Source organism: Streptomyces sp. NPDC059895 (genome assembly GCF_042731035.1).
Lineage (GTDB): Bacteria > Actinomycetota > Actinomycetes > Streptomycetales > Streptomycetaceae > Streptomyces.
Genome location: NZ_JBHWKO010000044.1, coordinates 59,432 through 69,412 on the forward strand (window position 1 = coordinate 59,432; position 9,981 = coordinate 69,412).

Consider the following 9,981-nt stretch of genomic DNA (forward strand, 5'->3'; position numbering starts at 1 on the left):
CCATGGAAGGGACACCATGGCAACACGCACCCCGAGCAGGCTCGCCAAGGTCCTGCTGGCCCCCGCCCTGGCGCTCGGCGCCACCGTCGGCCTCGCCGCCGCCCCCGCCTCCGCCGCGGTCTGGAGCACCTGCGACCAGTGGGGCAACACGACCCTGAACGGCTACACGCTCTACAACAACATCTGGGGCTCCGGCGCCGGCAGCCAGTGCACCTGGGCCAACTCCGGCACCAACTGGGGCGTCTGGGCCGACCACCCCAACACCGGCGGCATCAAGTCCTACCCCAACGCCAAGAAGGTGATCAACAAGACGATCACCTCGCTGGCCTCGCTCACCAGCAGCTACAACGTCACGGTCCCGTCCTCGGGCGCGTACAACACGTCGTACGACATCTGGGACACGGACTACGACTACGAGATCATGCTCTGGGTCAACTACAACGGCGCGGTCGGCCCGCTCGGCACCTCGCAGGGCAACGTCACCCTCGGCGGCCACACCTGGGCCGTCTACAAGGGCAACAACGGCGCCAACGAGGTCTACTCGTTCCTGCGCACCTCCGACTCCAGCTCCGGCACGGTGAACATCCTGCCGATCCTGACGTGGATCAAGGACACCAAGGGCTGGTTCGGCAACGAGACCATCGGTGACGTGCAGTTCGGCTACGAGATCACCTCGTCGGCCGGCGGCCTGGACTTCGCCACCAACAACCTGACGGTCAGCAGCAGCTGATCCGGCGTACGTGCGGCCGGTCCCTCCCCGGGGGGACCGGCCGCACCCGTCTCACCGGCGCGGCTCCTCCGCCTCCGCCACGGGCAGCCGCGCCCCGTCCCGCAGGAACAGCGGGATCCGGTCCAGCGGGGCGTCGACCGTCACCGCCGCACCGCCCTCGTACGTCTCACCCGTCCACGCGTCCGTCCAGCGCGCGCCCGCCGGCAGGTGCACGGTGCGGTCCGTGGCGCCCGCCTCCAGCACCGGGGCGACCAGCAGGTCCCGGCCGAAGAGGTAGGAGTCGTCCACCGTCCAGGCCGCCGGGTCGTCGGGGAACTCCAGGAACAGCGGCCGCATCACCGGCAGCCCCTCCTCGTGCGCCTCCCGCATGACGTCCAGCACATACGGCTTCAGCCGCTCCCGCAGCCGCAGGTAGCGCTCCAGGATCGCCCCGGCCTCCTCGCCGTAGGACCACACCTCGTTCGGGCCGCCGGTCATCTCCGGGCCCAGCGGCATGCCCGGGTCGCGGAAGCCGTGCAGGCGCATCAGCGGCGACAGCGCGCCGAACTGGAACCAGCGGACCATCACCTCGCGGTAGGCCGGGTCGTCCGGGTCGCCGCCGTGGAAGCCGCCGATGTCGGTGTTCCACCACGGGATGCCCGACAGCGCGGTGTTGAGGCCGGCCGCGATCTGGCGGCGCAGGGTGGCGAAGTCGGTGCCGATGTCACCGGACCACAGGGCGGCGCCGTAGCGCTGGCTGCCCGCCCACGCCGACCGGTTGAGGGTGATGATCTCGTCCTCGCCCGACGCGCGCAGCCCGTCGTGGAAGGTGCGGGCGTTCTCGGCCGGGTAGAGGTTGCCGACCTCCAGGCCGGGGCCCGCCCAGTAGCGCAGGTTCTCCTGGAAGCCCGGCTTCAGCTCGGGCTCGCAGGCGTCCAGCCAGAACGCCTTGATGCCGTAGGGGAGCAGGTAGTTGTCGCGGACGCGCGACCACACGAAATCACGGGCCTCGGGGTTGGTCGCGTCGTAGAAGGCCACCTGGACCGTGGAGGCGACCTCCTTGTCCGGCCAGTCGGCGTGCGCCAGCGGCCCGTACTGGGTGCCGATGAAGTAGCCGCGCTGCTCCATCACCGGGTGGTTCTCGCTCAGCGGCGACACCGACGGCCAGACGCTCACCACCAGCTTCACGCCCAGCTCGTCCAGCTCGCGGACCATCGCGGCCGGGTCCGGCCACTCCTTCGGGTCGAACTTCCACTCGCCCAGGTGCGTCCAGTGGAAGAAGTCGCAGACGATCACGTCCAGCGGCAGCCCCCGCCGCCTGTACTCCCGTGCCACGGCGAGGAGTTCGTCCTGGGTGCGGTAGCGCAGCTTGCACTGCCAGAAGCCCGCCGCCCACTGGGGCAGCATCGGAGTGCGGCCGGTCACCGCGCTGTAGCGGCGCTGGGCCTCGGCCGGGGCGCCCGCGGTGATCCAGTAGTCGATCTGACGGGCCGAGTCCGCCACCCAGCGCGTGCCGTTGCCCGCCAGCTCCACCCGGCCGATCGCCGGGTTGTTCCACAGCAGGGTGTAGCCGCGGCTGGAGGTCAGCACCGGGATGCCGACCTCGGCGTTGCGCTGGATCAGGTCGAGGACCAGCCCCTTCTGGTCCAGCCGCCCGTGCTGGTGCTGGCCCAGGCCGTACAGCTTCTCGTCGTCGTAGGCGGCGAACCGCTGCTCCAGCCGGTGGTGGCCGTTGCCGACCGCCGTGTACAGGCGCGGGCCGGGCCACCAGAAGTGGGCGCGCTCCTCGGCGAGCAGCTCACCGAGGTCGTCCGTGCGCAGGAAGCGGACCGCGCCCTCGGCGTCCACCTCGACGGTGAGCGCCCCGACGGTCAGCAGCCCCCGGCCGTCCTCGATCTTGACGGTGGCGGTGGCCGGCGGGGCGTCCGCGAGCAGCGCCCCCGGTAGACCGTCGAGGACGGGACCGCCGAGCCGCGCCCGGACCCGGACCGCGTCCGGGCCCCACGGCTCGATGCGCAGGGTCTCCTGACGGCCGCTCCACTCCAGAGCGCCGTCCCGCTCACGGAAGGTGCCGACGGTGGGGGAGGACTGCGCGAGGCTCACGGTGCTGAGACCGGTCTGGTTTTCGGCAGGCTGATTCACGTGGGGTGCTCCCTGGCTCCTGGAGGAGTGCAGACAAGGGCCGCCCCGCGCCGGAGCGGGGGCAGTGCGGGTGAAGGGGTTCGTCAGGAGGCGGCCGGCGCCGGGCCGGTGCTCGCCCGGACCGTCAACTCGGGTGCCAGCAGCACCACTTCGTCCTCGCCCCGGCCGTCGAGCTTGGCGACGAGGTGTTCCACGGCGTGCCGTCCCATGTCCGGCGCGGGGATGGCGGCCGACGTCAGCCGCACCGAGGCCTGGACGGCGACCTGCTCGGGGCAGATCGCGACCACCGACACGTCCTCGGGCACGGCCCTGCCCTGCTGGCGCAGCAGCGCGAGCAGCGGTTCGACCGCCGACTCGTTCTGGACGACGAACCCGGTCGTGCCGGGGCGTTCGTCGAGGATCCGGGCGAGGGTCACGGCCATCGCGTCGTACCCGCCCTCGCAGGGCCGGTGCAGCAGCCGCACCCCCAGCTCCCGTGAACGGGACCGCAGTCCGTCGAGGGTGCGCTCGGCGAAGCCGGTGTGCCGCTCGTAGACGGCGGGGGCCTCGCCGATGACGGCGATGTCGCGGTGGCCGAGCGTCGCCAGGTGCTCCACGCTCAGCGCGCCCGTCGCGCTCCAGTCCAGATCGACGCAGGTCAGTCCGGTGGTGTCGGCGGGCAGTCCGATCAGGACGGACGGCTGGTCGGTGCCCCGCAGCAGCGGCAGCCGCTCGTCGTCGAGCTGGACGTCCATCAGGATCATCGCGTCGGCGAGCCCGCTGCCGGTGACCCGGCGGACGGCGTCGGGACCCTCCTCGCCGGTCAGCAGCAGGACGTCGTAGCCGTGGGTGCGGGCCGTGGTGGCGACCGCGATGGCGATCTCCATCATCACCGGCACGTACATGTCGGTGCGCAGCGGGATCATCAGCGCGATGATGTTGGACCTGCTGCTGGCCAGGGCGCGGGCGCCCGCGTTCGGGTGGTAGCCGAGGAGGCGGATGCTCTGCTCGACCCGCTGCCGGGTGGTCGCGGAGATGGACCGCTTGCCGCTGAGGACATAGCTCACCGTGCTCGCCGAGACTCCGGCGTGCTGGGCGACCTCGGCGAGGGTGACCATCCAGCTCTCCAAGCTTTTGTGAAGCGCTTCGACAGTGCGCAGTGCGAACAGGGGCGGGTGAGGGTGGTTCGACAGTAGCTCTAGCGGGGGTGGGTGTCCATAGGCTGTCGAAGCGCTTCGACAGCAATCTCCGCCGACGGAGATCCGAGCGGCGGCCGACGGCTCCGCGGGCCGCCCGGCGGCGGGGGAGCGGACCGTCCGCCGGCTGTCCCGTGGACCGCCCGGCGGCGGGGGAGCGGACCGTCCCCCGGCTGTCCCGCGGACCCTCCGGCTGTCCCGTGGACCGCCCGGCGGCGGGGGAGCGTGGTACCCGAACGGTCCCCCGGAAGGCTCCCCGGGGCAACACCGGCGCACCCGTCCGCCGGGACACGAAGGCCCTGCAAATAGCCGCCCGGGAAGCCGGACCCCGAGCGGTCTCCGGCGGCCGGACGGCGCGCGAGGGGTGGTGGGGTTGCCCCGGATCGGGTACCAACGATCGGGTAGCACCCGTCGGTAACCAAAAAGGTCCCTGATCCCGATTCGCGGCGAGGTGAGCCTCATGTCCGCACCACCCTCCACCCCCTCCCCGTCTCCGTCCCGGCCCTCCGTCACCGAACGTGAGGCCCGCCAGGTGGCGGAGGCCGCGCGGGAACAGCAATGGCGCAAGCCGAGCTTCGCCAAGGAACTGTTCCTGGGCCGCTTCCGGCTCGACCTCATCCACCCCCACCCCCTGCCGGCCGACGAGGCCGCCCGGCGCGGCGAGGCCTTCCTCGCCAAGCTGCGGGACTTCTGCGAGACGAACGTCGACTCGGCCCGCATCGAACGCGAGGCCCGCATCCCCGACGAGACCGTCAACGGCCTCAAGGAGCTCGGCGCCCTCGGCATGAAGATCGAGCCCAGGTACGGCGGCCTCGGCCTGACGCAGGTCTACTACAACAAGGCCCTCGCCCTGGTCGGCTCCGCGAACCCGGCGCTCGGCGCGCTGCTCTCCGCCCACCAGTCGATCGGCGTACCGCAGCCGCTGAAGATGTTCGGCACCCAGGAGCAGAAGGACCACTTCCTGCCGCGCTGCGCCCGCACCGACATCTCGGCCTTCCTGCTGACCGAGCCCGACGTCGGCTCCGACCCCGCCCGCCTCGCCACCACCGCCGTCCCGGACGGCGACGACTACGTCCTCGACGGGGTCAAGCTGTGGACGACCAACGGCGTCGTCGCCGACCTCCTGGTCGTCATGGCCCGGGTGCCGAAGTCCGAGGGCCACCGGGGCGGCATCACCGCCTTCGTCGTCGAGACCGCCTCCGAGGGCGTCACCGTCGAGCACCGCAACGCCTTCATGGGCCTGCGCGGCCTGGAGAACGGCGTCACCCGCTTCCACCGGGTCCGCGTCCCCGCCGCCCACCGCATCGGCCCCGAGGGCGCCGGGCTCAAGATCGCCCTGACGACACTCAACACCGGCCGGCTCTCCCTGCCCGCCATGTGCGTCGGCGCCGGGAAATGGTCCCTGAAGATCGCCCGCGAGTGGTCGGCCGTCCGTGAGCAGTGGGGCAAGCCGGTCGCCCTGCACGAGGCCGTCGGCTCCAAGATCAGTTTCATCGCGGCCACCACCTTCGCCCTGGAGGCGGTCGTCGACCTCTCGTCCCAGATGGCCGACGAGGACCGCAACGACATCCGCATCGAGGCCGCCCTCGCCAAGCTCTACGGCTCCGAGATGGCCTGTCTGATCGCCGACGAGCTGGTCCAGATCCGCGGCGGCCGCGGCTTCGAGACCGCCGAGTCCCTCGCCGCCCGCGGCGAGCGCGCGGTCCCCGCCGAGCAGCTCCTGCGCGACCTGCGCATCAACCGCATCTTCGAGGGCTCCACGGAGATCATGCACCTGCTGATCGCCCGCGAGGCCGTCGACGCCCACCTCTCCGTCGCCGGCGACCTCATCGACCCCGACAAGTCCCTCCCGGACAAGGCCAGGGCGGGCGCGAACGCGGGAGTCTTCTACGCCAAGTGGCTGCCCAGGCTGGTGGCCGGACCGGGCCAGCTTCCGACCTCGTACGCCGAGTTCCGGCACGGCGTCGACCTCTCCCCGCATCTGCGCTTCGTCGAGCGCCACGCCCGCAAGCTCGCCCGCTCCACCTTCTACGCCATGTCCCGCTGGCAGGGCCGGATGGAGACCAAGCAGGGCTTCCTCGGCCGGATCGTCGACATCGGCGCGGAGCTCTTCGCGATGAGCGCGGCCTGTGTGCGCGCCGAGATGCTGCGCTCCCGCGGCGAGCACGGCCGCGAGGCCTACCAGCTCGCCGACGCCTTCTGCCGGCAGGCCCGGCTGCGGGTGGACGCCCTCTTCACCCGCCTGTGGGCCAACAGCGACGACCTGGACCGCAAGGTCGTCAAGGGCGTCCTCGCCGGGACGTACGAGTGGCTGGAGCACGGTGTCGTCGACCCCTCGGGCGACGGCCCGTGGATCGCCGACGCGACACCCGGCCCGAGCGCCCGGGAGAACGTCCACCGCCCGATCAGGTGACCCGGCCGCCGCACCGCCCGACGGCGCTGCCGGGGTCGGCGTCCGGCCCGGCCGTGTGCGGCCCGGCCGAGTACGGCCGGACCGCGCGGTGGTGCTGCCGGGGCCGGGGCCTGTGTCCGGTGGTGGGCTTCCGGGCCCGGGGGTGCTTTCCGGCCGCGTGAGGCCGGACGGCCCGGCGGCGCCTTTCGGGTCCGCGTCCGGCGGTGCCTCCTGTCCGGCGACGGACTCCTGGGCCTGCGTCCGGCGGTGCCTCCTGGGCCCGTGTCCGGCGGCGCCTCCTGGGCCCGTGTCCGGCGACGGACTCCTGGGCCTGCGTCCGGCGGCGCCTCCTGGGCCTGCGTCCGGCGGTGCCTCCCGGGCCTGCGTCCGGCGACGGACTCCCGCCCCCGCGTCCGGCGACGGACTCCCGCCCCCGCGTCCGGCGACGGACTCCCGCCCCCGTCGCCGGGGAGCGCCCCGCGCTCCCCCGCCTCGCGCGGCCGCCCCGCACCCCTCCCGCCCGCGTGCTCCACGCCCCGTCCCGCGCCTGCGCGCGCCCCGTGCGCCGTCCGGCGCGGGCGGGCGCCGCACCTTGCCGGGGGACACCCTGTCCACCGGCACAGCCGTTCCGGCCACAATGGGGGAATGAGCGACAGTCCAGCCCCACTCGCCGACCCGCACCTCGTCTACGACCCCGTCGCGGGCGACGGCCCCAAGGACGTGGTGATCCTCGGCTCCACCGGATCGATCGGCACCCAGGCCGTCGACCTCGTGCTGCGCAACCCGCACCGCTTCCGGGTGACCGGCCTGTCCGCCAACGGCGGCCGGGTCGCGCTCCTCGCCGAGCAGGCCCGCCGGCTGCGGGTACGGACCGTCGCGGTGGCCCGCGAGGACGTCGTCCCGGCCCTGCGCGAGGCGCTCACCTCGGAGTACGGCACCGGCGAGCCGCTGCCCGAGATCCTCGCCGGGCCCGAGGCGGCCACCCTGCTGGCGGCCTCCGGCTGCCACACCGTCCTGAACGGCATCACCGGCTCCATCGGCCTCGCCCCGACCCTCGCCGCCCTGGAGGCGGGCCGCACCCTCGCGCTCGCCAACAAGGAGTCGCTCATCGTCGGCGGCCCGCTGGTCAAGGCGCTCGCCAAGCCCGGCCAGATCATCCCGGTCGACTCCGAGCACGCGGCCCTCTTCCAGGCGCTCGCCGCCGGCACCCGCGCCGACGTGCGCAAGCTCGTCGTCACCGCCTCCGGCGGCCCCTTCCGCGGCCGGACGAGGGAGGAACTGGCGCACGTCACCGTCGAGGACGCCCTCGCCCACCCCACCTGGGCCATGGGCCCGGTGATCACGATCAACTCCGCGACCCTCGTCAACAAGGGCCTGGAGGTCATCGAGGCGCACCTGCTCTACGACATTCCCTTCGACCGCATCGAGGTCGTCGTGCACCCCCAGTCGTATGTCCACTCGATGGTGGAGTTCACGGACGGATCGACCCTGGCGCAGGCGACGCCCCCCGACATGCGCGGGCCCATCGCCATCGGCCTGGGCTGGCCCGAGCGGGTGCCCGACGCGGCGCCCGCCTTCGACTGGAGCAAGGCGTCGACGTGGGAGTTCTTCCCGCTCGACGAAGAGGCCTTCCCCTCGGTCCGCCTCGCCCGGCACGTGGGGGAACTCGCGGGGACGGCCCCGGCGGTGTTCAATGCCGCCAACGAGGAGTGCGTGGAGGCGTTCCGCCGTGGCGCACTGCCGTTCAACGGGATCATGGAGACGGTGACGCGGGTGGTCGAGGAGCACGGCACGCCCGTCACGGGAACTTCACTGACCGTGTCGGACGTCCTCGAAGCGGAGACCTGGGCACGGGCCCGGTCCCGGGAACTGACAGCACAGACGACGACCGCGGAGGCGCGTTGATGACGTCCTTGATGATGATCCTCGGCATAGTCGTCTTCGCGATCGGCCTGCTGTTCTCGATCGCCTGGCACGAGCTGGGGCATCTGTCCACGGCCAAGCTCTTCGGCATCCGCGTGCCGCAGTACATGGTCGGCTTCGGCCCGACCCTGTTCTCGCGCCGCAAGGGCGAGACCGAGTACGGCGTCAAGGCCATCCCCTTCGGCGGCTACATCCGCATGATCGGCATGTTCCCGCCGGGCGACGACGGCCGGATCACCGCCCGCTCCACCTCGCCCTGGCGCGGCATGATCGAGGACGCCCGCTCCGCCGCGTTCGAGGAGCTCCAGCCGGGCGACGAGACCCGCCTCTTCTACACGCGCAAGCCGTGGAAGCGGGTCATCGTGATGTTCGCGGGCCCGTTCATGAACCTGGTCCTCGCGGTGGGACTGTTCCTCACCGTCCTGATGGGCTTCGGCATCTCCCAGCAGACCACCACGGTCAGCTCCGTCTCCCAGTGCGTCATCAAGCAGAGCGAGAACCGCGACGACTGCACCGCGAAGGACCCGGCGTCCCCGGCCGCGGCCGCGGGCCTGAAGGCCGGCGACAAGATCGTCTCCTTCGCCGGCGTCCGCACGGACGACTGGAACAAGCTGTCCGACCTCATCCGCGGCAACCCCGACAAGACCGTCCCCCTCGTCGTCGAACGCGACGGCAAGGACCTCACCCTCCAGGCGACGATCGCCACCAACCAGGTGGCGAAGAAGGACGCCGACGGCCAGATCGTGCAGGGCGAGTACGTCACCGCCGGCTTCCTCGGCTTCAGCGCGGCCACCGGCATCGTCCGGCAGGACTTCGGTGAGTCCCTGACCTGGATGGGCGACCGCATCGGCGAGGCCGTCGACTCCATCGCGACCCTGCCCGGCAAGATCCCGGCCCTGTGGAACGCGGCCTTCGACGGCGCCCCCCGCGAGCCGGACTCGCCCATGGGCGTGGTCGGCGCGGCCCGCGTCGGCGGCGAGATCTTCACCCTGGACATCCCGCCCACCCAGCAGCTCGCCATGGCGTTGATGCTGGTCGCGGGCTTCAACCTGTCCCTGTTCCTGTTCAACATGCTCCCGCTGCTGCCGCTCGACGGCGGCCACATCGCGGGCGCCCTCTGGGAATCCCTGCGACGCCACCTCGCGAAGGTGCTGCGCCGCCCGGACCCCGGCCCGTTCGACGTGGCGAAGCTGATGCCGGTGGCCTACGTGGTCGCCGGGATCTTCATCTGCTTCACGATCCTGGTGCTGATCGCGGACGTGGTCAACCCCGTCAGAATCTCCTAGCCACGCACCGTTCCCCGACGGCCGGGCACCCTGGGTGCCCGGCCGTTCGCCGTCCCGGCCCCGTGGTTCCCCATCGAGTGGGTTTGACCGGCGGGATGTGCTCCGGCCAGTGCCCGTGCCGTAATCTCGAAGCCCGGAGCCCGCTGCTCACGGGACCGGACCTTGATCCACGACTTGGGGTTGCACAGCAGATGACTGCGATTTCTCTCGGCATGCCGTCCGTTCCGACCAAGCTCGCCGAGCGCCGGAAGAGCCGGCAGATCCAGGTCGGCTCCGTGGCGGTCGGCGGGGACGCCCCGGTGTCCGTGCAGTCGATGACGACGACCCGTACGTCCGACATCGGTGCCACGCTCC

Annotated in this window: 7 protein-coding genes; 5 read left to right on the forward strand and 2 right to left on the reverse strand. The window is 72.2% G+C overall.

What is annotated here, in order from left to right:
• The first annotated feature begins 16 nt into the window (after positions 1-16).
• Complete coding sequence (locus tag ACFV9M_RS33950; protein ID WP_385074941.1) at positions 17-730, forward strand: hypothetical protein; 714 nt, start codon at positions 17-19, stop codon at positions 728-730.
• A gap of 51 nt (positions 731-781) precedes the next feature.
• On the opposite strand, the gene ACFV9M_RS33955 is transcribed toward ACFV9M_RS33950, so the two are convergent.
• Together ACFV9M_RS33955 and ACFV9M_RS33960 are read right to left on the reverse strand one after the other, a co-directional pair.
• Positions 782-2,851, reverse strand: coding sequence for a TIM-barrel domain-containing protein (locus ACFV9M_RS33955; RefSeq protein WP_385074943.1), 2,070 nt, complete (start codon positions 2,849-2,851; stop codon positions 782-784).
• A gap of 83 nt (positions 2,852-2,934) precedes the next feature.
• On the reverse strand, positions 2,935-3,948 hold the full coding sequence (locus ACFV9M_RS33960) for a LacI family DNA-binding transcriptional regulator (protein ID WP_385074946.1): 1,014 nt from the start codon (positions 3,946-3,948) through the stop codon (positions 2,935-2,937).
• A gap of 538 nt (positions 3,949-4,486) precedes the next feature.
• On the opposite strand from ACFV9M_RS33960, the gene ACFV9M_RS33965 reads away from it, so the two are divergent.
• From ACFV9M_RS33965 to ACFV9M_RS33980, 4 genes are all read left to right on the forward strand, one after another.
• Entirely contained in the window at positions 4,487-6,439 is a 1,953-nt protein-coding gene (locus ACFV9M_RS33965; RefSeq protein WP_385074949.1) for an acyl-CoA dehydrogenase family protein, read from the forward strand.
• 624 nt (positions 6,440-7,063) lie between these two features.
• Entirely contained in the window at positions 7,064-8,323 is a 1,260-nt protein-coding gene (gene dxr, locus ACFV9M_RS33970) for a 1-deoxy-D-xylulose-5-phosphate reductoisomerase (RefSeq protein WP_385074951.1), read from the forward strand.
• Between the two features lie 11 nt (positions 8,324-8,334).
• Positions 8,335-9,627 (forward strand): M50 family metallopeptidase, encoded by a 1,293-nt coding sequence (locus ACFV9M_RS33975; RefSeq protein WP_385074980.1) that lies wholly within the window; start codon positions 8,335-8,337, stop codon positions 9,625-9,627.
• A 191-nt stretch (positions 9,628-9,818) separates the two neighbouring features.
• Positions 9,819-9,981, forward strand: a 163-nt coding sequence (locus ACFV9M_RS33980; protein WP_351004190.1) for a flavodoxin-dependent (E)-4-hydroxy-3-methylbut-2-enyl-diphosphate synthase, incomplete at its 3' end; no start/stop codon positions are given.

What these genes read in the sequence shown, in the direction of transcription:
- ACFV9M_RS33950 (WP_385074941.1), top strand. Translation starts at nt 17, where the DNA reads ATGGCAACACGCACCCCGAGCAGGCTCGCCAAGGTCCTGCTGGCCCCC.
- ACFV9M_RS33960 (WP_385074946.1), bottom strand. Translation starts at nt 3,948, where the DNA reads ATGGTCACCCTCGCCGAGGTCGCCCAGCACGCCGGAGTCTCGGCGAGC.
- ACFV9M_RS33965 (WP_385074949.1), top strand. Translation starts at nt 4,487, where the DNA reads ATGTCCGCACCACCCTCCACCCCCTCCCCGTCTCCGTCCCGGCCCTCC.
- dxr (WP_385074951.1), top strand. Translation starts at nt 7,064, where the DNA reads ATGAGCGACAGTCCAGCCCCACTCGCCGACCCGCACCTCGTCTACGAC.
- ACFV9M_RS33975 (WP_385074980.1), top strand. Translation starts at nt 8,335, where the DNA reads ATGATGATCCTCGGCATAGTCGTCTTCGCGATCGGCCTGCTGTTCTCG.